The 20,850-nt window shown below is 64.1% G+C and carries 19 protein-coding genes; 11 read left to right on the forward strand and 8 right to left on the reverse strand.

Features of this window, described 5'->3' with window-relative positions:
- Positions 1-3: 3 nt before the first annotated feature.
- From MESOP_RS07885 to MESOP_RS07895, 3 genes are all read left to right on the forward strand, one after another.
- On the forward strand, positions 4-642 hold the full coding sequence (locus MESOP_RS07885; protein WP_013892809.1) for a hypothetical protein: 639 nt from the start codon (positions 4-6) through the stop codon (positions 640-642).
- A 23-nt stretch (positions 643-665) separates the two neighbouring features.
- Positions 666-1,208 carry a hypoxanthine phosphoribosyltransferase gene (gene hpt, locus MESOP_RS07890; protein ID WP_013892810.1) on the forward strand — a complete coding sequence of 181 codons (543 nt, stop codon included), beginning with the start codon at positions 666-668 and terminating at the stop codon, positions 1,206-1,208.
- Positions 1,209-1,327: 119 nt separating this feature from the next.
- Entirely contained in the window at positions 1,328-1,699 is a 372-nt protein-coding gene (locus MESOP_RS07895) for a response regulator (RefSeq protein ID WP_023763880.1), read from the forward strand.
- On the opposite strand, the gene MESOP_RS07900 is transcribed toward MESOP_RS07895, so the two are convergent.
- Complete coding sequence (locus MESOP_RS07900) at positions 1,700-2,647, reverse strand: DMT family transporter (protein WP_013892812.1); 948 nt, start codon at positions 2,645-2,647, stop codon at positions 1,700-1,702. It lies immediately after the preceding gene.
- Between the two features lie 222 nt (positions 2,648-2,869).
- Here MESOP_RS07900 and MESOP_RS07905 point away from each other — a divergent pair, with 222 nt between their 5' ends.
- Positions 2,870-3,748: a LysR family transcriptional regulator gene (locus MESOP_RS07905; RefSeq protein WP_013892813.1), complete on the forward strand. Its 879-nt coding sequence runs from the start codon at positions 2,870-2,872 to the stop codon at positions 3,746-3,748.
- A 24-nt stretch (positions 3,749-3,772) separates the two neighbouring features.
- On the opposite strand, the gene MESOP_RS07910 is transcribed toward MESOP_RS07905, so the two are convergent.
- Both MESOP_RS07910 and MESOP_RS07915 read right to left on the reverse strand, forming a co-directional pair.
- Entirely contained in the window at positions 3,773-6,376 is a 2,604-nt protein-coding gene (locus tag MESOP_RS07910) for a TIGR02302 family protein (protein ID WP_041164567.1), read from the reverse strand.
- A 116-nt stretch (positions 6,377-6,492) separates the two neighbouring features.
- A complete protein-coding gene (locus MESOP_RS07915; protein ID WP_013892815.1) occupies positions 6,493-7,434 on the reverse strand; it encodes a threonine/serine dehydratase in 942 nt (313 codons plus the stop codon).
- A 50-nt stretch (positions 7,435-7,484) separates the two neighbouring features.
- Here MESOP_RS07915 and MESOP_RS07920 point away from each other — a divergent pair, with 50 nt between their 5' ends.
- Complete coding sequence (locus MESOP_RS07920) at positions 7,485-7,787, forward strand: ArsR/SmtB family transcription factor (protein ID WP_013892816.1); 303 nt, start codon at positions 7,485-7,487, stop codon at positions 7,785-7,787.
- Positions 7,788-7,807: 20 nt separating this feature from the next.
- Here the strand turns inward: MESOP_RS07920 and lysA are convergent, their stop codons facing one another.
- The 3 genes from lysA to argH all read right to left on the reverse strand — a co-directional run bounded on the left by lysA (position 7,808) and on the right by argH (position 10,891).
- Positions 7,808-9,076, reverse strand: coding sequence for a diaminopimelate decarboxylase (gene lysA / locus MESOP_RS07925; RefSeq protein ID WP_013892817.1), 1,269 nt, complete (start codon positions 9,074-9,076; stop codon positions 7,808-7,810).
- 67 nt (positions 9,077-9,143) lie between these two features.
- Entirely contained in the window at positions 9,144-9,350 is a 207-nt protein-coding gene (locus tag MESOP_RS07930; RefSeq protein ID WP_013892818.1) for a hypothetical protein, read from the reverse strand.
- A gap of 140 nt (positions 9,351-9,490) precedes the next feature.
- On the reverse strand, positions 9,491-10,891 hold the full coding sequence (argH, locus tag MESOP_RS07935) for an argininosuccinate lyase (RefSeq protein ID WP_013892819.1): 1,401 nt from the start codon (positions 10,889-10,891) through the stop codon (positions 9,491-9,493).
- A gap of 37 nt (positions 10,892-10,928) precedes the next feature.
- Here argH and tlpA point away from each other — a divergent pair, with 37 nt between their 5' ends.
- Entirely contained in the window at positions 10,929-11,609 is a 681-nt protein-coding gene (gene tlpA / locus MESOP_RS07940) for a thiol:disulfide interchange protein TlpA (RefSeq protein WP_013892820.1), read from the forward strand.
- Between the two features lie 31 nt (positions 11,610-11,640).
- Here tlpA and MESOP_RS07945 read toward each other — a convergent pair whose 3' ends face one another.
- Together MESOP_RS07945 and MESOP_RS07950 are read right to left on the reverse strand one after the other, a co-directional pair.
- Positions 11,641-14,091, reverse strand: coding sequence for a bifunctional diguanylate cyclase/phosphodiesterase (locus MESOP_RS07945; RefSeq protein ID WP_013892821.1), 2,451 nt, complete (start codon positions 14,089-14,091; stop codon positions 11,641-11,643).
- A 148-nt stretch (positions 14,092-14,239) separates the two neighbouring features.
- Positions 14,240-15,274, reverse strand: coding sequence for an endonuclease/exonuclease/phosphatase family protein (locus MESOP_RS07950; RefSeq protein ID WP_013892822.1), 1,035 nt, complete (start codon positions 15,272-15,274; stop codon positions 14,240-14,242).
- A 246-nt stretch (positions 15,275-15,520) separates the two neighbouring features.
- Here MESOP_RS07950 and MESOP_RS07955 point away from each other — a divergent pair, with 246 nt between their 5' ends.
- From MESOP_RS07955 to MESOP_RS07975, 5 genes are all read left to right on the forward strand, one after another.
- Positions 15,521-16,873 carry an extracellular solute-binding protein gene (locus MESOP_RS07955; RefSeq protein WP_013892823.1) on the forward strand — a complete coding sequence of 451 codons (1,353 nt, stop codon included), beginning with the start codon at positions 15,521-15,523 and terminating at the stop codon, positions 16,871-16,873.
- A gap of 141 nt (positions 16,874-17,014) precedes the next feature.
- Complete coding sequence (locus tag MESOP_RS07960; protein ID WP_013892824.1) at positions 17,015-17,899, forward strand: carbohydrate ABC transporter permease; 885 nt, start codon at positions 17,015-17,017, stop codon at positions 17,897-17,899.
- Positions 17,900-17,906: 7 nt separating this feature from the next.
- Complete coding sequence (locus MESOP_RS07965; protein WP_013892825.1) at positions 17,907-18,821, forward strand: ABC transporter permease subunit; 915 nt, start codon at positions 17,907-17,909, stop codon at positions 18,819-18,821.
- 32 nt (positions 18,822-18,853) lie between these two features.
- Entirely contained in the window at positions 18,854-19,954 is a 1,101-nt protein-coding gene (gene ugpC, locus MESOP_RS07970; protein WP_013892826.1) for a sn-glycerol-3-phosphate ABC transporter ATP-binding protein UgpC, read from the forward strand.
- Positions 19,955-20,016: 62 nt separating this feature from the next.
- The gene (locus MESOP_RS07975) at positions 20,017-20,847 is read left to right on the forward strand and encodes a phosphodiesterase (protein ID WP_013892827.1); all 831 of its coding nucleotides are present in this window, start codon (positions 20,017-20,019) and stop codon (positions 20,845-20,847) included.
- Positions 20,848-20,850: the final 3 nt, after the last annotated feature.

Here is a 20,850-nt window from a genome sequence, read left to right on the forward strand (position 1 = left end):
GCCATGATGGCTGACGAACGAACCGCGCGCCCGGTTTCCGGCGAAATCATGACCGATCCCCCGGCAGTTGCCGTGGCGGACCGGTTCATGCGCGGTCCTGCGGCCGAGATCGTCGATGCCGACTATGTGGTGATGTCGCGGCCCCCGGTCGAAAACGTTTCACCGCCGCCGCGTGCGATCGTCACGCCGCCCATCGAGGGCATGGACATGCTGCGCAAGCCCGAGGCGCCGGCGGAGCGGCCGCCGGCCTCGCGCGGCGGGCCGATCTTCTGGATCGCCGGCATCGCCGCTGCCCTTGCCGCCTTCTGGGTCTCCGGCGGGCACGCGCTGGTGCGCCAGGCGCCGGTTCTCTCCGGTGGGCAAACATCGGCGCTGACGATTTCGGGCGTCACCTCTCGCGTCGACGCCTCCGGACCCAATCCCGTGCTGTTCGTCGATGGGGAGGCCGCCAATGACGGCGCGAAGCCGGCACAGCTGCCGCCGCTCGAGATCCGGGTGACCGGCAATGACGGGCGCACAACCCGCTATACGTTGGGGACATCCGGCCATTCGCTGGCGTCGGGAGAAAGATTTGGCTTTGCCAGCCGGCTCGACGTGCCTAAGAACGGCGTAAGGACCGTTTTGGTCACTTTTGCGCAGTAGGCGATCACCGAGGAAGACGAGCAATGCCCATCGTACGCGACAAGGACATCGAGGTCCTATTTTCGGCGTCGGCGATCGCGCGGCGCAATCTTGAGCTGGCCAAGGAGATCGCCGAGCACGACTATCACGATCTCCTGGTGATCTCGGTGCTGAAGGGCTCGTTCATCTTCGCCGCCGATCTGATCCGCGCCATGCACGATGTCGGCCTGTCGCCCGAGGTCGAGTTCATCTTCATCTCCAGCTATGGCGCCGGCACCAGCAGCGGCGAGGTAAGGGTGCTGCGCGACATCGACAATGAGGTCACCGGCCGCGACGTGCTGTTGATCGACGACATCCTCGAATCAGGCAAGACGCTGAGCTTCACCCGTGACCTGATGCTGTCGCGTGGCGCGAAAAGCTGTTCCATCGCCGTGCTGCTCGACAAGCGCATGCGCCGTCAGACCGCGCTAAACGCCGACTATGTCGGCTTCGACTGCCCGGATTATTTCGTCGTCGGCTATGGCATGGACGTTGCACATGCTTTCCGCGAATTGCCGTTCGTGGGTGTTGTGAAAGGCGACGCGTAAAGCCTTTGCCTCGTCCTGGCGATTCTGAAAAAGGCCTTAACGGCGTCCAAGAAAATTAGCCCGCCAGCCAGCCGGGGCTTTCAGGAAAAGTCAACGTTTGGCCGCCAAATATGCCGGCCATGGCAAAGCTTCTGATCGTCGAGGACGATGAGTCCGTCCGCACCCTCGCCGCCCGCGCGCTCGAACGCGCCGGCCATACAATCGATATCGCCGCCGATGGCGCGCAAGGGCTTTCGCTGATCCGCGCCGCGAATGGCGGCTACGACCTCGTGGTCTCCGATATCCGCATGCCGGAGATGGACGGCATCGAGATGGCGATCGCGGCGGCCGCGCTTTTCCCGGCGATGAAGATCCTGCTGATGACCGGTTATGCCGACCAGCGCGAGCGCGCCGAGGAGTTGAACGGCATCATCCTCGATGTCGTGCAAAAGCCCTTCACGCTGGCTGAAATCCGCTCGCGGGTCGAACGGGCGCTGATCTGCTTCGCCTGATCAGGCTGGGTCGGTGGCAGCCAACACCGTTGCCGGGCTCTTGCGCAATCCGCTGTTGAGCGCCAACAGGCCCGCGCCAATGATCAGGGCCGCACCGATGACGGTCGTCGACCGCGGCACTTCGGCGAAGAACAGAAAACCCCACAGCGGCGACCACAGGATGCCGGTGTATTCGAAGGTGGCGACGCGGTTGGCCGGCGCCAGCCGATAGCCCTGGGACAACAGGATCATGCCGGCCGAAGCGACGAAACCGCAGGCCGCCATCTTGAGGAAATCCGGCAGCGTCGGCCATATCCATGGCCGCACCAGGAACTCCAGGCTCGGATGGACGGCGTGGGTGATGCCGGCAAGGTGAAAACTGCCGGCGACCATGGCAGCACCGATGAGGTAGGCGCCGTTCTGATAGAAAGCCATGACGGTGGACGATTCGGTATCGCCGATCTTGCGGGCCATCAACTGCGAGAAGCCGTAGAGCGCCGCCGAACCCAGCGATAGCAGTGCCGCCCAGTCGAACAGGCCGGCGCCCGGACGCACCATCACGACGACGCCGAGCAGCCCGATCAGCACGGTCGCCAGCGTGCGCCAGGAGACGCGCTCGCCAAGATACGGCCCGGCCAGTGCCATGATGAACAGCGGCGCCATGAAGTAGAGCGCCACGGCATCGGCCAGCGGCAGGGCGGCGATGGCCAGATAGTACATCGTGTAGGAGGTGAACTGGATGAAGGCGCGTATCGTCAGCAGGCCGAACCGTCGCGACAGGATTGCCGGCAGGCCGACATCGGCGTGGACAAGAAGGATCAGGATCGGCAAGGCGACGATCGAACGGATCGCCATCACCTCGGTCACCGGGTAGCCGCTCGACACGGCCTTGACCAGCGGATCCTGCAGCGAGAAGACCAGCACACCGAGGCACAGGCTCAGGATGCCGCGCACCATCCTATTTTGCATCCGCGTTCAGGCTCCCGCGCGTATGACCGGAGGCCCCCGCCTGCAGATCAAAAAGAACCCGCCACCGTTTCGGGCAGCGGGCACGAGTGAGGACTCTCGATTGGTCCGCAGCCGATTCGGCAGCCGCATATCCAATGGGTGAGGCGACTATCGTCCGACGTTTGACATGTTGCAAACGAATTGGAATGATACCAGCAATCAAATTTTCTTATGGCGGATTCCATGCGGCCGACCCTCGACAGCGATCTCCTGCGCACCTTCGTGGCCATTGCCGATGCCGGCAATTTCACCAAGGCGGCGGAACTGGCCGGCCGCACCCAGTCGGCCGTGTCGATGCAGATGAAGAAGCTCGAAAGCCTGGTCGGCGACAGCCTGTTCGAGCGCGGTTCACGCGGCGTCGCACTGACGCGGCGCGGCGGCGAACTCATCGTGAATGCCCGCCGCATCGTCTCGCTGCTCGACGAAACGGCAGCGTCGATGGCGGCCGCGCCGCTCGGCGGGCCGGTGCGCATCGGCATTCCGGAGGAGTATGGCCACGCTATCCTGTCGCGGGCGCTCGGCGCGTTTTCGAAGCGCCACGCACAGGTTGAGGTCACCGTGCGCTATGCCCATTCCTGGGCGCAGATGGCGTCGCTCGCCGCCGGCGAACTCGATCTATGCGTGGTGTTCGAATGGCAGGATGCTTCCGGCGGCGAAGTGCTGATGCACGATCCGACCGTGTGGGTGACATCGACCCTGCATCACATGCATGAGGAGCGTCCGGTGCCGATCGCGCTCTACAACCGGGCCGGCTGGTGCAAGGATTTCGCCATCAAATCGCTGGAGCAGCGTGGCCTTGCCTATCGCGTCGCCTATACCAGTGACACCAATGGCGGCCTGAAGCTTGCCGTCACCTCGGGGCTGGCGATTGCGCCGATTTCGCGCAGCAACATTCCGGACGGCTGCCGTGAGCTGACGTCGGCCGACGGGTTCGGCGACATCGATTCCTCCAATGTGGTGATGCATCGCAACCCGAACGCGTCGGGCGAGGCGATCGACGGCATGCAAGAGGCGATCCGGGAAGCGTTCGTCAACAGGCAAGCCCACCCTGCCGTTGCATAAAAGCAGCCGGTTGCTCCGGCCGTCCTATTTCAGCTCCAGCAGCCGTTCGAGATAGCTGCGCTCGACATCGGGACTGAGTGCATTGCCGAGCCGCTTGCGGATCGCTTCGAGGATCTGGCGCGCGCGCTGGACATCGATCTCGTCGGGCACTTTCACCGAATCGCCGAAATCCGGCCCCTTGCTGGCGCGTGGCCGGCCGAGCGGGTCGCGGTCGGCATTCTGCTGGCGTCCGCCTTGCTCGCTGCCGCCCTGGTCGCCCTGCATGGCCTGCATCTGTTTCATCATGTCCTTGGCGCCCTTGCGCAGCGCCTCCAGCGCCCGGCCCTGATGGCCGACGGCTTCGTCGCCCTGGCCCTCGCCGAGCGCCTGCTCGGCGCTGCCCATGGACTTGCCGGCCTCGCCAAATCCTTCATTGGGCTCCATGCCCATGCCTTCGAGGCCCTTCTTCAGCTTGTCGAGATCGCTTTTCAGCTGGCCCTGGCCTTCCTGCAACTGCTTCAGCGCATCGGCGAATTCCTGTGGCGTCATCGGCTTCTGCCTGGCGAGCGGATCGCGATCCTGGCCGACGCCCGGCTTGTCCTGGTCCTCGCCGCCGCCCTGGCCAAGCTGCTCGTCGCGGTTCTGTCCGCGCTGGCGCTCGCCGCGCTGCATCTGATCCATGCGGAAGGTGTCGTTCATCATCTCCTGCTGACGCCGCAGGATTTCGCCGAGCTTGTCCATCTGCTGGCGCATCTCGCTGTCCTGCTGGCCGCCCTGCTGCTGACGGCCGGCCTGGAGGTTGTTCATCATATCCTGCAGTTGCGACAGCAATTGCTGCGCCTTGTCGCGGTCGCCCGACTTCGCCAGGTTCTCGATCTGGTCCATCATGCGGTCGATGTCGCTCTGGCGCAGTTCCTGGCCATTCTGCTGCATCTGCGGCGCGTTCGGGTTCTGCTTGGCGCGTTCGGCGAATTCCTGCAGGAACTGGTTCATCGCCTCGCGCAGTTCCTTCATCGCCTTTTCGATTTCCTGGTCGCTGGCGCCGTTCTTGATGGCATCCTGCAACGCCTGCTGCGCCTGGCGCAGCCGCTTTTCGGCGGCAGAGAGGTTGCCCTCCTCGATGCCGAGCGCGATTTCCCAGAGATAGGCGACCTCGCTGCGCAGCTGATCGTCGCTTTCGGCCAGCTTCAGCCGGCTGCGCGCGCTCATGATGGCGAGGTAGTGGGACATGTTGTCGAACGTGTCTTCCGGCCGCAGCGTGACGGCGTCCATCAGGTCGAGCACGCGCGGCTTGGCATTGGCGTCGAGCGCCAGCAGGCGGCGCTGTTCGATCACCGCCCGGGCCAGCGGGTTGGCGAATGGCCGTTCGGGCATCACCAGCGTCTTGGTCTCGCTCGACGCGGTGTGCCCGGCGTCGTCGGTGGCGACGAGCGTCAGCTTGATGCTGCTGCCGGCCCAGACGTGCTCTGTCAGGTCCTTCGAGGTCTTGGCCGCATTCGACTTGCCGCCGCGGCGCGGCAGCGTCAGCGGCATCTCGGGTGGGCCGTAGAGTGGGCGTGCACCCGGCGCCTGCGGGTCGGCCAGCGTGAACACCGCCTTGGCATTGGCGGCACCGTAGTCGTCGTCGATCTGGTAGTTGAGCTCGAAGGCGCCGTTGGCGGCGCGCTTGGGCTCGCCGACGAAGCGGATCTGCGGCGGCTTGTCGGGCACGACGGCGAAGGCCCAGCGGCCGAGCTGATCCTCACCCGACTTCAGCGTCAGCGTGCCGTCGCCGGTCAGCTTGCCGATGAACTGGCGTATCTTCGACGGCGAGGAGGATGGCGCCGGGCTTGCTGCCGGCTTGGCCGAGGCAGCCTGCTGGCTGGCCGGGTCGATGGCGCGGGCATTGCCGTCCTTGTCGGCATAGGCGAGCGTTTCCTCGCCCGAGCCTCCGGTGACGCGCAAGGAGACCTCGCTACCTTCGGGGACATGAAACGTCGGCGTCGCCTGGTTGGCGTCGGCGGTCAGGAAGATCGGCGGCTTGCCGGTATAGGCCGGCGGCGTCACCCATGCGTCGATGCGCGGCGGCACGATGTCGTATGTGCCATGGGCCATGAACCCATCGCTTAGCCGGCCGCCCGTCGGCCCGAAGGAGAAGGCAAAGGCGGTGACGAGCAGAAGTGCCGCTACAGCGCGCAGCCCCCAGGGATCGCGCTCCGGCACGCGCGTGCGCGGCAAATCGGCGCCGAGGCTGTCGAGCTTTGCGGCCATGCGCTTCTGATGCTCGCGCCAGAGCGCCTGGGAGAAGCTGCTTTCCCGCCCGCTTGGCCGGTCGGCCTGCGTCAGCACGGGGCTGTGCAGCAGGCTGTTGGCTGCCTCGATACGGCGATCGACCTCGGCAGCACCTGGCACGCGGAAGAAGCGGAGCGGATAGAGGGCGGCGAGCCCGGCGACTCCGAATGCGGCGACAAGGCCGATGCGCATCATATCCGGCAGCCGGGAGAAAATGCCGAACCAGGAGGCGCTGAGGAACAGGATGGCGACGATGACGAGCGGGAGCAGCAGCGGCCAGCCACGCTCGACCATCATCGAGACCCGTGTCGCCAGCCGGCTCAAGGCGAGGCGCCCGGCCAGGCCGCGGTCGTTGCTGAAGGTGGGTCGTTGCGTCATCGGCCCTTCCATGGGACGGGCAAAATAGCCCAAGCCTCACGACTCCAAGAATACCAGCAAACACGGCAAAGGCGAGGCAGTTTGAAAAAACGTGAAGTCGGCCGAAATGGTTGCAATCAAAAATTGGCGGGGTTCGCGTTGGCACCACAGACCAGCACGGCGACGCGTTCTCCCGACGCCGGCGCGTAGCGGCCGGACAGCATCGCGGCGAAAGCGGCGGCACCTCCCGGCTCGGAGATGATGCGAACGCTGTTCCACAGCGCTTTCTGCGCGGTGATGATGTCGTCGTCGCTGACCAGAATGGAGCGTTCGACGAAGGCTTCGGCGATCGGGAACATCATTTCGCCGACGCGCTTTGGCGCCAGCGAATCGGCGGCTATGCCTTCCGCCGGCGCGTCGACGGGGTGACCCGCCTCGAAGGCGCGGTGAAGCGTCGGCGCGCCTTCCGGTTCGACGGCGACGATGCGGATGCGGCCTGCATACCAGGCGGCGATGCCGCCGATCAGGCCGCCGCCGCCGACCGCGACCAGCAGCGTGTCGATCTCGGGCAGGTCGCTCTCGATCTCCAGCCCGAGCGTGCCCTGGCCGACCAGCGTCTCCTCCTCATTGAAGGCGTGGATCTGCAGAGCGCCGGTTTCCTCGGCGAAACGTTCGCTGGCGGCCAGCGCTTCGGCATAACGGGCGCCGCCGACGACCAGTTCGGCGCCATAGGAGCGAATACGCTCCAGCTTGGCCTGTGGGCTGACTTCGGGAACGAAGATGGTCGCCTTGTGCCCAAGCCGCATGGCTGCGTAGGCGACGGCGGCGCCATGATTGCCGCCCGACGCGGCGACGACGCCGGCCTCGGGAACCCGCCGCTCCAAGAGATTGGTGAAGGCGCCGCGCACCTTGAACGAGCCGGAATGCTGCAGGCATTCGAGCTTGAGGTCGACCGTCAGCGGCGGCCGGTCGAAGTCGGCCATGTCGACGCGCAGCACCGGCGTGCGCCTGATATAAGGGCGAATGCGCGGCTCCATCGCGGCAATGCGTTCGCGTGTGACGGTGTTGCCTTGCGGCATGGCGATCTCCTCGGGATTGACTGTAATTAGTAACTTGGCAAAATAGCTAAATGCAAGAGATTGATATCTTTAAGGCGATTGCCAACGAGCGCAGGCTGCAAATCCTCGACTGGTTGAAGGATCCGCGCGCGCATTTCCCGGCCCAGGCAGACGGCGACCTTGTCGAGGACGGCGTTTGCGCGCTGCTGATCGCGGAGAAGCTCGGCATTACGCAAGCGACGCTCTCCGAGCATATGCGCGTGCTTACCCATGCCGGCCTGCTGCGCACCAAGCGCATCAAGCAATGGACGTTTTATCGGCGTGACGAGGACAGGATCGCCGACACAAGGGCGCTCATCCAGAACCGGCTATAGCTCAACCGGTTGTGCGGCTTCTATGCCAGCCAATCGGGCACCGAATCCAGCCCGATCAGGTCGTCATAGGTCAGGCGCGGACGCACGACGTGGAAACGGTCGCCGTCGACCAGCACCTCAGGCACCAGAAGACGCGTGTTGTAGGTGCCGGCCTGCACCGCGCCATAGGCGCCGGCCGTGGAAACCGCCACCAGATCGCCGGCCTTCAGCCTGGGCAGGTCGCGGTCGAGGCCGATATAATCGCCGGTCTCGCAGACCGGCCCGACCACATCGACCATCATGCGTGGCGTGTCGGCCGGCGGCTGGACGACCGGCCTGACGTCGTGGAAGGCATCGTAGAGCGTCGGCCGGATCAGGTCGTTCATGGCGGCATCGACGACCAGAAAATTCTTGGCGTCGCCTTCCTTCACGAAGATCACCTCCGAGACGAGGATGCCGGCATTCCCGACGATCAGCCGGCCCGGTTCGAACATCACCTTGAGTCCAAGCTTGGTGACATACTTCCTGACGATCTGGGCATAGGCATCGGGCAGCGGAGGCGGGTTGTTATCGACACGGTAGGGAATGCCGAGGCCGCCACCGACATCGATATGCTCGATGGCGTGACCGTCGGCGCGCAGTGCCCCGACCAGATCGACAAGCAGCGCGAAAGCGTCGTCGAAGGGCTGCAATTCGGTGATCTGGCTGCCGATGTGGGTGTCGATGCCGGTAACCTTGATGCCCGGCAGTTCGGCCGCGCGGGCATAGACCTGACGCGCCCGCTGCCACGGGATGCCGAACTTGTTCTCGGCCTTGCCGGTGGAGATCTTCTTGTGGGTCCTGGCGTCGACATCGGGATTGATGCGCAACGAGATCGGCGCCACCTTGCCGAGAGCCACGGCGCGGGAGGACAGGAGTTCGAGTTCCGGCTCGGATTCGACGTTGAAGCAAAGGATGCCGGCGGTGAGCGCAAAATCAATTTCGCGCGCCGTCTTGCCGACGCCGGAGAACAGGATCTTGCCGGCCGGGATGCCAGCGGCCAGTGCCCGTCGCAACTCGCCTTCCGACACCACGTCGGCGCCGGCGCCGAGCCTGGCCAGCGTCCGCAGCACCGCCTGGTTGGAATTCGCCTTCATGGCATAGCAGACCAGCGCGTCGAGCCCGGCAAAGGCCTGGGCGAACACGCGGTAGTGCCTGGTCAGCGTGGCCGTCGAATAGCAATAGAACGGCGTGCCGACCTGTGCGGCGATATCTGGTATCGCCACGTCCTCGGCATGCAGCACGCCGTCGCGGTAGTCGAAATGGTTCACGAGAGTGTTTCCGGAAAGTTGGGGCACAGTGAGATCAGGTTTGGACCCAAACCCGCTCTCATCGGCTCTAGATCAGCGGGTCGAGGAAGAACTTCTTGTCCTTGACCGGTTTTTCCGGCTCCGGCGGCACAGGCTGCTTGGCCTTCTCGGCATCCTTGCGAGCCTGCACGGCCGCCTCGTAGGGCGTATCGAGACCAGCCCTGCGGCCGCAGGCCGTCACCGCGGCGACCGCCACCAGAAGCGTCAGCGTCACCAAAATCCTGCTTCCGGTCATCGATCCATCCGTCCGAAACGTTTGCCAGCCGCCGCTTTTAGCCGAGTTCTCGGCGCATTGCACCCCGGATATTGTTGTTCGCAATATCCGGATATTGCTGGCCGCAATGTCGGCATATTGCTGGTCGCAATATCCGGGTATTACGCCTTTGCGATGCGCTTTTTCCAGGCGCGGATCTGCTTCCTCACCTCCGACGGCGCCGTGCCGCCGAAACTGGTGCGGCTCTTGACCGAGTTCTGCACCGCCAGCACGGAGAAAATATCCGAGGTGATGCCGGGGTTGATCGACTGCAGATCCTCCAGCGAAAGCTTCTCCAGCCCGACCCTCTTCTCCTCTGCCAGTGCCACTGCGCGGCCGGTGACGTGATGCGCCTCGCGGAACGGCAGGCCGAGTGTGCGCACCAGCCAGTCGGCAAGGTCGGTGGCGGTGGCGTGGCCGGAGCCGGCGGCCTTCTTCATCGCCACGGCGTTGACTGTCATGTCGGAGACCATGCCGGTCATCGCGGCCAGCATCAGGTCGAGCGTCTCAGCGGCATCGAAGACCGATTCCTTGTCTTCCTGCATGTCCTTGCCATAGGTCAAAGGCATGCCTTTCATCACCGTCAGCAGGCCGACCAGATGGCCGTTTACGCGGCCTGTCTTGCCGCGCACCAGTTCGGCGGCGTCGGGGTTCTTCTTCTGCGGCATGATCGAGGAGCCGGTGGAAAACGAGTCCGACAGCCTGACGAAGCCGAACTGCGGCGTCGACCAAAGGATGATCTCCTCGGCGAGCCGCGACAGATGCGTGGCGCAGATCGCCGCCACAGCCAGGAACTCCAGCGCGAAATCGCGGTCTGAAACGCTGTCCAGCGAATTGCGCATCGGCTCGCGAAAGCCGAGCGCCCTGGCGGTCTGGAGGCGGTCGATCGGGAAGCTGGTGCCGGCAAGGGCAGCAGCACCCAGCGGGCTCTCGTCCATCCGTTCGATGGCGTCGCGCACGCGCGACAGATCGCGCCCGAACATCTCGACATAGGCCATGCAGTGGTGACCGAAGGTCACCGGCTGTGCCGCCTGCATATGGGTAAAGCCCGGCATCACGGTCGCCGCGTGTTCCTCGGCCCGTTCCAGCAGCGCCCGGATCAGGCCCTTCAATGCTTCGGCGACGCGAAAGCACTCGTCCTTGACCCAGAGCCGCAGGTCGACCGCCACCTGGTCGTTGCGCGAGCGGGCGGTGTGCAGCCGGCCAGCCGCCGAACCGATGAGGTCGGCGAGGCGAGCCTCGATATTCATGTGGATGTCTTCCAACCGGGTCGAAAACTCGAAGCTGCCGGCCTCGATCTCTTTCAGGATCGTGTTCAGGCCGTGAGCGATTTTTTCTTGATCGGCCGCCGAAATAATGCCCGTTTGCGCCAGCATCTCGCTATGGGCGATCGAGCCTCTGATGTCCTGCGCATAGAGTTTGCGGTCGAACGAGATCGACGCGTTGATCGCTTCCATGATCGCGGCCGGACCCGAGGCAAATCGTCCGCCCCACATCTGGTTGCTGGTCTTCTTGTCGCTCATCGCTATAAAACCCGTGCTTCGGAGCAGTTTTGAGAAAATGGCAGACGGAAACAGATTTTTCCCGGCCCCGCGCCTGATCCTCGCCGCCCTGGTGGCGGGAGTGCTGGCCGGCGCGGTCGCGGTATATGTCAGCGAGAGCCGGTCTGGCAACAACGCCGGACCGCAAGTGGCCGTCGACGACGGCAAGGACGACGTCGCCTGCGCCGCCAAGAGCGACCGCGCCAAGAAGATCGCCGCCGCTGCCACCGGCGAGGTTGCGGCACTGTTGCCGGCCGATCCGCCGCAATCCATGAAGCGCCTCGCCTTCAACGGGCCGGACGGCAAGCCGATGACGATCGCCGACCATGCCGGCAAGACGGTGCTGCTCAATCTGTGGGCGACATGGTGCGCGCCTTGCCGTGCCGAAATGCCGGCGCTCGATGCCCTGCAGAAGGAAAAAGGCAGCGATGCCTTTCAGGTGGTCGCCGTCAATGTCGATGCCGGCGACGATGTGAAGCCGAAGAAATTCCTCAAGGACACAGGTGTCGAGACGCTCGGCTACTATCGCGATTCGACGATGGCGCTGTTCAACGACCTCAAGACGCGCGGCCTGGCGCTAGGCCTTCCCGTCACCATGCTGATCGACGGCGAAGGCTGCCTGATCGCCCATATGAACGGGCCGGCCGAATGGTCGGGTTCTGATGCCAAGCGGCTGGTCGAGACGGCACTCGGATCGTAACTCCAACAGAATTCGGCTTCAAGCGAGCGCTTTACGCCGAACGCACGCTTGGCTTGAGCAACAGGAGGCTGCCACCCTGGTGGTCGGCGCGCAGCGACGCGCGCTTGCCGAGGCCGGTCAGGTCGTCGAATGCCTCGATCGGCGCCGGTTTGCCGAGATAATAGCCCTGGCCGATCTCGCAGGCCTCGGCGTCCAGGAACTTCAACTCGCCAAGCGTCTCGACGCCCTCCGCCAGAACCGGCAGGCCAAGGCCGCGCCCCAGTCCCAGCACGGCGCGCACGATCGCCGCGACCTGGCCGTTGGTGTCCACCGCCTTGATGAAGGAAGAATCGATCTTGATCTTGTCGAAGGGGAAGGCGCGCAGGTTGGAGAGGGAGGAATAGCCGGTTCCGAAATCGTCCATGGCCACGCGCACGCCAAGCGCCTTGACCTGCCGCAGGGTTGCCAGGGCGCGCGGCATGTCCTTCACCAGTGCGGTTTCGGTGATCTCGAGTTCCAGCCTTGTCGCTGCAAGACCTGTCTTCAGCAAGGTCTCATGGACCTTGCGGCTGAAATTGGGATTGTGGAGCTGTACGGCGGAGACGTTGACGGCGACCATGAGCGGGTTTTCCCAGCGGACGGCCTCCTCGCAGGCAGCCTCGAGCACCCAGTCGCCGATCTGCCCGATGGCGCCGCTGTCCTCGGCCACCGGGATGAATATGGCGGGTGAGACCTCGCCACGCTCGGGATGGCGCCAGCGGATCAGGGCTTCGAAGCCAACCATCCTGCCGCTGCTGATCTCCTTCTGCGGCTGATAGACGAGATAGAATTCGCCACGCGCCACGGCCTGGCGCAATTCGTGCTCCATCACACGCTTGTCGCGGGCCTCGGCACCCATCGACGCCTCGAAATAGCGATAGGTGTCCCTGCCTTCGGTCTTGGCGCGATAGAGTGCCGTGTCGGCATGGCTGATCAGGCTGGTCTGGTCATCGGCATCGAGTGGATAGATCGCTATGCCGATGCTGGCCGAGACCAGACCGCCGCCGACGGCTGCCCGGTTTTCCTCGCGCATGGCGGCGAGCACTGCGCCCGCGATGCGACCCGCCGCCTGCGGGTCGGGCAGGTTGGGGGCGATGATGGCGAATTCGTCGCCGCCGAGGCGCGCCAGCATTTGCCCGTGACGCAGAACGCCGGCAGCGCAGCTTGCCACCCTCTGCAGCATCGCATCGCCGGCGCCGTGTCCATAAAGGTCGTTCACCTCCTTGAAGCGGTCGAGGTCGAGCAGCAGGAGCGCAAGATGCCTGCCCTTGACGCCTGCGCCGGTGTTCCCGATGCGGTTCATAGACGCGATTTCCGCGTCGAGACGGCCGGAAAAGGAGCGGCGATTGGCAAGTCCCGTCAAGGGGTCGAAATGGGCGAGGCGAAGGATCTCCTGCTCCGCCTTCTTGCGTTCGCGGATGTCGCGGACGGCAATGACATTGTGGGGCTTGCCGCAATAATCGATGCTGCGGGCGATCAGCTCGACGGGAATTCGCGTTCCGTCGCGGCTTTTCAACTCCGCCTCCCGCGGCTGACCCTCCAGGCTGGCCGTGCCGGATACGGCGTGTTCGTCAAAGAGACCGTCCAGCTCCGTGCCGTTCAGCATTGCGGCCACCGTGCCGGTCAGCTTGCCCATGCTGTCATTGGCGCTGACGATGCGGTTGCCGTCGCAGACGATCAGGCCCTCCACGGCGGCGTTGGCCAGGCCGTGCATGCGATCGACCTCGAGCTTCTGGCGGCGAAAGCGCAGATCGATCCACAGCGCCGATGCCGACAACACCAGGATCACCAGCGTGGCGGCGGCGGCCGCGAAAGCCTGCGAGGTCGGCTCGATCGTGTATTCGGATATGACGATCGAGGAATCGGGAAAGATCGAGACGGCGCCCATGCCGATGAAATGCAAGATGCAGATCGCCAGCGTCAGCAGCAGCGCGCCGACCGATGTCGCCAACAGAGAGGGGCGGCGCAGAACGGTACGCAGCGCCAGCGCCGCGAGCGCCACGCCGGAGAGCAGGGAAGCGGCGACAAGCAACAGGTTCCATTCTATCCGGCCCTGGACCTCGAATGCCGCCATGCCGATGTAATGCATGGCTGCAATGCCGCCGCCCAGGATGGCGCCGCCGACGAGATGATGGTCGAACTCGTCCCGCAAGGTGGCGATCCACATGCCGGCCGCCGTCAGTGCGACCGAGGCAGCGAGCGAGAGCACGGAGAGCTCCGGATCGTAGGCACTCGGTATGCCCGGCGTGAAGGCAAGCATGGCGATGAAATGCGTTGCCCAGATGCCGAAGCCGGTCGAGGTCGCCGCGATCATCAGCCAGACCAGGCGGTTCCGGTCGGTCGAGCGGCTGATGTGGTGAAGCAGGTTGACGGCGGAGAAACAGGAAATACCGCAGATCAGCGCGGCGAGTGCGACCAGTCTCAGATCGTGCTGGTTCACGATACAATTATAGACCGTCAACATCTTATTTCCCCCAACCCCTTGGAAATAAAACCGGAGATATGAGTGATTAATGCTTGGCCGTTGAAGGATCTATGAAGACGCCTGCAACCACAGCGTGCCTCTTTGGCGTAGCCGCGCCGCGGCAACGGGATATTCTGGCCGAAGCCAGCTATTTCAGGCGAACGGTCACCGCCAGGGCTTCATGATCCGAGCTCGGGCCGCCGCCCGGCAGCACCGCGGGGAGAACGGCAGGGGCGCTGGCCTCGAGGCCGCGCGTGAAGAACCAGTCGATGCGGCCGACCGGCGTCCCGGCCTCCCGTCGCTGGGTCGGCAGGTCGAGATTGTTGGCGGCCTGCCAATCATAGCCGCGCCCGGCAAGGACCGCGAACAGCGGTTCGTGACGCTCGACATGGATAAGGCGCCCGGGTTCGGCCGCGAGCCGCGCCATCCACGCTCGCGGGTCGTCATGGCGTTCCTCATGGCTAGCGGTCAGTGTGTTGAAGTCGCCGCCGAGCAGCACCGGCGCTTCCGGATCATATTTGTCGATAGCGTCGAGGAGATGGCGCGTCTGGATGGCCCTGCCGGCGGGATCGGTGCGGTTTTCCAGATGCACCGAGACGACCGTCACCTTGCGGTTGCCGATCCGCACCTGGCCACCGATCGCCATGCGCCCGCCGATGCGCGGCTGGTCGTGCTCGGGCCGGAACCAGCCGCCGGCGGCGTCGAGGCGCACCAGGAAGGGGCGCAGCAGCGGAAACGCGCTGGTTACGGCATTGCCATGAAAGCCTTCGGCATTGGCGACCTCGCCGGTTGCCGCACGCTCGCCCTCGTTGCCGCCGCCAAGCTCGACGAACTCGACGCCGAAGGCGAAGGCATGCCCGAGCCGCTCCGCAAGGACGCCAAGAGGATGGCCATTGCCGGAGCGCGCCATGCCGTTGTCGACCTCGGACAGCAGCACGACGTCCGGAGCCTGTCCGGCGAGCGTTGCGGCGATGGCATCGACATGACGGAGCCGCTCGACGTTCCAGGCCACCACCTTCAAGGCATCGCCGGAGTCCCCGCGCGACGCAGTGCCGCCAATCTCGATCTGGCCGAGGGCGGGAATGGCGGCGGCATGCCGCAAATGCGTGGCGCTGTCGCGGGGGCCGTCGCGCATAGCCAGCCTGTCGGCGACGGGTACATGCGTCAGCTTCCGCACCACCATTTTCATCATCCCTTTAGCCGGTTAATCATGACGGCCTTTGATGGTCTTTACGTCCTCGACAGCCGCCCTAGCTACCTAGGGCGCCGGTGTGACGTTTTCATGCCGGGGCAACCGCCGAGGGGGAGGAAAGACTGGCTGTCCACAGGCCCGAGGGGCCACAACAGAACTGTCACATACCTTCTCTAAGAGAGCGGGCAAGGATTTGCGCAAGACCCTTGTCAACAGCCATTCAAGAGGGAAGAAATCATGACCATCATCAAGCGGGGCCTCGCTGCCCTTGCCGCTGGCGCGCTCGGCAGCGCGCTGGCGGTTCCTGCCTTCGCGGAGCCGGTGAAGTTCGACTTCTGGTTCGGCCTTTCGGGCGACCTCGCCCGCGTCGTCGATACGATGTGCAAGAACTTCAACGAATCGCAGAAGGACTATGAAGTCGTCTGCACCAGCCAGGGCAATTACGACGCCACGCTGCAGAACACCATCGCCGCCTTCCGCGCCGGCAAACAGCCCACCGTCGTCCAGGTCTATGATGTCGGCACCGCCACCATGATGCTGTCGGGCGCCTACAAGCCCGCCGACAAGCTGATGGAAGAGAATGGCTACAAGATCGACTACGCGGACTATTTCCCCGGCATCGCGCGCTACTACGCAACGTCGAAGGGCGAGATGCTGTCCTTCCCGTTCAATTCCTCGACCGCGCTGATGTACTGGAACAAGGACGCCTTCGCCAAGATCGGCAAGACCGAAGCGCCGAAGACCTGGGAAGACGTCGGTGCCGACCTTCAGGCCATGAAGGACGCCGGCTATGAATGCCCGATGGCGATCAACATCTCGGCCAACGAAAGCTGGCAGTTGATGGAGCAGTTCTCGGCGATCCATAACCAGCCGATCGCCACCAAGAACAACGGCTATGACGGCCTCGACGCCCGTCTCGAAGTCAACAAGACCAAGTTCGTCCAATATGTCACCGATCTCAAGAAGTGGTATGATGCCGGCCTGATCAAGATCAAGTCCAAGGACCTTGGGCAGGACATGGTCCAGGCCTTCGCTTCCGGCACCTGCCAGGTCATCCTGACCTCGGTCGGCGACCACGGCACCGTCGGCAGGACCCAGAAGGAAGGTATGAACTGGGATGTCGCCGAACTGCCGGTCTATGCCGGCACCGAGCGCAAGAATTCGCTCGTCGGCGGCGCTTCGCTGTGGGTTCTCTCCGGCAAGTCGGATGCGGAATACAAGGGCGCGGCGGCGTTCCTCAACTTCATCCACGATCCCAAGACGGCTTTGTTCTGGTCGACCAACACCGGCTACATCCCGGTGACCAAGTCGGGCTTCGATTACATGAAGGGCCAGGGGTTCTACGACAAGGCGCCCTACAAAGGCCGTGAAGTCGCGATCGCCAGCCTGACCGCCTCTGAGCCGACCGAGATCACCCGCGGTGTGCGATTGGGCAACTTCACCCAGATCCGCGCCGAGTTCGGCACGCAGATGCAAGCGATCTTCGCCAACAAGGTCAGTGTCCAGGAAGGTCTCGACACGCTGGTCAAGAATGGCGACGCCATCCTCGACCGCTTCCAGCAGACCTATCCGGGCAAGACCTTGCCCTGATCACGACAGACTCATGGCCGCCCGCGGACGCTTCCAGGCATGATCTCCCGTTTCGAGATCATGCCTGGGTCGACGGGCGGCCATTTCGTTATTAATCTCACCTTTGCTTAGAGCTAGCTGTCAAGCGGCGCCGGCGGACCGATGGAAAAACGCGTTACCTTCAGCAGGTGGACAATCGGCATCCTTTTCGCGGTGCCGCAACTTCTGCTGATCTTCACGTTCTTCTACTGGCCGGCAGGCCAGGCCGTATACTGGTCGCTGACGCTGCAGCAGCCCTGGGGCGGCGGCAATATCTGGGTTGGGCTCGACAATTTCCGCTCGATCCTGTCCAACGCCGACTATTGGAACTCGATCACCGCCAGCCTGGTCTTTGCCGGGATCAGCACCGGTCTGGCGATGTTCATCGCGCTGGTGCTCGCTGCCTTGACCGACCGGCAGCTCGCCGGCTCGCGTCTCTACCGCGTGGTGCTGATCTGGCCCTATGGTATCGCCGCACCGGCGCTGGCGCTGGCGTTCCGCTTCATCCTGGCGCCGGAAGCCGGCTTCATGGCCGTCGTCAACCGGGTCTGGCCCGGCTTCTGGGATCCCGGTCTCGATGGTGCCGATGCCATGGCGTCGATCATCGTCGCCTTCTCCTGGAAATATGTCGGCTACAACTTCATTTTCTTCCTGGCCGCGTTCCAGGCCATCCCGCGTTCGCTGATCGAGGCGGCGGCGATGGACGGCTCCGGTGTCATCAGGCGGTTCTGGGATATCCAGTTCCCGCTGATCACGCCGACGATCTTCTTCCTGCTGGTCATCAACATCACCGAAAGCTTCCAGGATTCCTTCGGCATTGTCGACATCATGACGTCGGGCGGACCGGCGAACGCCACCAATCTGATGGTCTACAAGATCTATTCCGACGGCTTCAAAGGCCTCGATTTTTCAGGCGCCGCCGCGCAGAGCATCATCCTGATGCTGCTCATCATCGTGCTCACCATCTTCCAGTTCCGCTTCATCGAGCGGCGCGTGCATTACAGGTGATATAGCGATGGTCGAGCGCACCCCGATCCTCAATTTCTTCACGCACTTGATCCTGTTCGTCGGCTTCGTCTTTTGTGTCGCGCCGTTCGTGATCGTGGCCATCGCTGCGTCGCACAACCTCAAGGACGTCAACGACGTCCCGATGTCGCTGCTGCCGGGCAGCGACATCTGGGTTAACATCAAGACGGCGTGGACGACGGCGGATCTCGGCCCTAAACTTCTGAACAGCTTCATCGTCGCAGCCGGCGTGGCATCAGGCAAAGTGATCATCTCGGCACTCACCGCCTTCTCGATCGTCTATTTCCGCTATCCAGGGCGCACCTTCATCTTCTGGCTGATCTTCGTGACACTGATGCTGCCGCTGGAGGTGCGCATCGTGCCGACATACGCGGTCGTCGCCAATGTGCTGTCGCCCTATCAGGCTATTCTTGACGTAACCGGTATTAGCTGGCTGATCGAGAAGGTGTCGGGCGTGCAGGTCTCGCTCAACTTCGGGCTGCTCAATACGTATCCCGGCCTGATCCTGCCGCTGGTCGCCACCGCCACCGGCACATTCCTCTACCGGCAGTTCTTCCTCACCGTGCCGGATGAATTGACCGAGGCCGCGCGCATGGACGGCGCCGGGGCGCTGCGTTTCTTCATCGATATCCTGCTGCCGCTGTCGCGCAACAACATGGCCGCACTTGGCACCATCATGTTCCTGTGGGCGTGGAACCAGTATCTGTGGCCGTTGCTCATCACCACCGACCAGTCGCATGCAATGGCGGTGACCGAGCTCAAGCAGCTCATCCCCAATGTCGGCGGCGCCCCGGAATGGCATATCGCCATGGCTGGAACGCTGATCATCATGCTGCCGCCGCTGGTCGTCGTGGTGCTCATGCAGCGCTGGTTCGTGCGCGGCCTGATCGCCACCGAAAAGTGACCTGGACGAAAGTGACCTGGAAAGGACAGCCAATGGCCTCCATCACCATTCGCGACGTGAAAAAGAGCTACGCCAAGATGCAGGTCGTGCATGGCGTCGACCTCGACATCAGGTCGGGCGAATTCGTCGTCATCCTCGGGCCGTCGGGCTGCGGCAAGTCCACACTGCTGCGCATGATCGCCGGGCTGGAGGATATCTCCGCTGGCGAGATCGCGATCGACGGCACGGTGGTCAACAGACTGGAGCCGCGCGAGCGCGGCTGCGCCATGGTGTTTCAGAACTACGCGCTCTATCCGCATATGAGCGTGGCGCAGAACATCGGCTATTCGCTCAAGGTCGCCGGCGTTCCCGCCGCCGAGCGTACCCAGCGCATCCAGGCGGTCGCGCGCACGCTGGAACTCGAACAGCTGCTCGACCGCAAGCCGATGGCGCTTTCCGGCGGCCAGCGGCAGCGCGTCGCCATGGGGCGCGCCATGATCCGCGAACCGAAAGTGTTCCTGTTCGACGAACCGTTATCCAATCTCGATGCCAAGCTGCGCGTGCAGATGCGCTCGGAAATCCGCAAGCTGCACCGCCGGCTGAACGCGACCTCCGTTTTCGTCACCCATGACCAGGTCGAGGCGATGACGCTCGCCGACCGGCTGGTGGTGATGAATGGCGGACGGGTCGAGCAGGTCGGCACCCCAGGCGAGATCTACACCCGTCCAGCCAGCCGCTTCGTCGCCACCTTCGTCGGCGCGCCGGCAATGAATATGCTCGAAGGCACGGTCGAACTCGACGGGTTGTCGCTGCTCGACGGCAGCCGGCGCCTGACCATGGCCCGCGCCGGCCTGCCGGTCGGCACCAAGGTGGCGATGGGCATCCGGCCGGAAGCCGTCCGGCTGGTGGCGCCGGGCACGGCGAGTTCCCTCAAGGCCACAGTCGACCTGGTCGAGGAGCTGGGCGCCGGGCGTGTCATCTATGTCGATCTCGACGGCGCGCCGTTTTCGGTGATGACGTCGGAGGCCGTGCACCCCGAGCCCGGCAGTGCCGTCGGCCTGATGCTTTCGCCCAATGACATGCATTTCTTCTCGTCGGGGACGGGAACCCGCCTCGATGTCTTCAAGGCTTCCGTTCCCGAACCGGCGCTCTGATCCCGAAGCCTCTATCATCGCCGGAGACAGACCTCGGCCTTCGGCACCTCCAGGAAAGCATCATGAAAATCATTCAGGTCACGGATGTGCATCTTGGCCGGCAAGGCGAGCGCCGCTTCGGCGCGGACCTGCATCAGCGGCTGGCCTCATGCATCGCGCACATCAATGCGCATCACGCCGATGCGGCACTTTGCGTCTTTACCGGCGACCTGACCGAGACCGGCGCGCCGGAAAGCTATGCCGATCTCAGGACCGCCCTGAGCACGCTGTCGGTGCCCTGGCGGCTGCTGCCGGGCAACCATGACAGAAGGGTCAATCTCGTCGCGGCGTTTCCGGAAATTCCGGTCGACGAGAACGGCTTCGTGCAGTCGGTCCATGACAGCGGGGAGGAAGTCTTGCTGTTCCTCGACTGCCTGGCGGAAGGGCGCGTCGAAGGCGAACTATGCGGAACGCGGCTTGCCTGGCTGGAAGCCCGGCTCGAACAATCGGCAGGCAGGCCCGCTTACATTTTCCTGCACCATCCGCCGGTCGCGCTCGGCCTGCCGCAGCTCGACCCGCTGGCGCTCGAACAACCCGGGCGGCTGCTGGGACTGCTGCGGGACCATGGCAATGTCCGCCACATCTTCTTCGGCCATGTCCATCGCGACATCGCCGGCACGGTCGCTGGCATTCCGTTCTCGGCGCAGCGCGGCCTGCACGCCCGGTTCGAGCTTGCGCTTGACCGATCGAGCGAGACCGTCGAGCAGGCGCCGCCCTCCTATGCGGTCATCCTCATCGACAGCGCCAACCAGCGCGTGGTCGTGCATGGCTGCGATTTTCTCGAGCGGTGGCCGATCTATTCAGCCGAGACCGGCGCGCTCGTCTTGCCGGGCATTGCACCGGAGATGGACTGAGGC

The sequence above is a fragment of the Mesorhizobium opportunistum WSM2075 genome, from assembly GCF_000176035.2.
GTDB lineage: Bacteria > Pseudomonadota > Alphaproteobacteria > Rhizobiales > Rhizobiaceae > Mesorhizobium > Mesorhizobium opportunistum.